Origin of the sequence: Bradyrhizobium sp. PRIMUS42, from assembly GCF_023006515.1 — a bacterium.
Taxonomy (GTDB): Bacteria; Pseudomonadota; Alphaproteobacteria; order Rhizobiales; family Xanthobacteraceae; genus Bradyrhizobium.
This window is the reverse complement of sequence record NZ_JALBGZ010001382.1, coordinates 1-744: the sequence shown is the minus strand read 5'-3', so window position 1 is coordinate 744 and position 744 is coordinate 1. Positions and strand designations below refer to the sequence as shown.

1 protein-coding gene is annotated in these 744 nt (G+C 67.1%); it reads left to right on the top strand.

The genetic code is table 11. The annotated features are described in order from the left end of the window. Nucleotides 1-2 precede the first annotated feature (2 nt). Nucleotides 3-744: L,D-transpeptidase family protein (locus tag MOV75_RS40510; RefSeq protein ID WP_247008449.1), on the top strand; the 742-nt coding region annotated here is incomplete at its 3' end.

Below are 744 nucleotides of genomic sequence, written 5' to 3'. Positions count from 1 at the left end.
CTGTGCTTCGGTGCCAGCCGGCGGAGGCGGTAGCGCAGCGTCAGGCCGGCGAGCCGATCATGGCGATCGTGTCGATCAAGGGCCAACAAGTCACTTTCTACGATGCCGAGGGCTGGATCCTGCGCGCGCCGGTGTCGACCGGGACCACGGGACGCGAGACGCCGGCCGGCGTGTTTGCCATTGTCGAGAAGGACAAGGATCACCGCTCGACCATGTATGACGATGCCTGGATGCCGAACATGCAGCGCATCACCTGGAACGGCATCGCGCTGCATGGCGGACCGCTGCCCGGCTATGCCGCGTCGCACGGCTGCGTGCGCATGCCCTTCGGCTTTGCCGAGAATCTGTTCGACAAGACGAACATCGGGATGCGGGTGATCATCTCGCCCGAGGACGCGGCCCCGATCGATATCGCTCATCCCCTGCTGTTCACGCCGAAGCGCGAAGCCATCGCGGCGGCGCCGGGCCGTGTCGACAAGGTCTCCGTCGAAGCCGACGAGGCGATTCGAGTCGCTGACGAGGCCAAGAAGGCCGCATCAGCGGCCGCGAAGGAAGCCGCCTCGCTCCCCGCATCGCTGCGCAAGCTCGAACAGCAGAAGGCCCGCGCAGACGCCGAGCTCGCCTTCGCTGACAAGACGCTCGCGAACGCAAAGACCGACCAAGCCCGCGCCAAGGCGGAGGAGTTGAAGCAGAAGGCCGCGACCCGGGCCGCCGACGCGGCAACGCAGCTCGATGCCGCCAAGG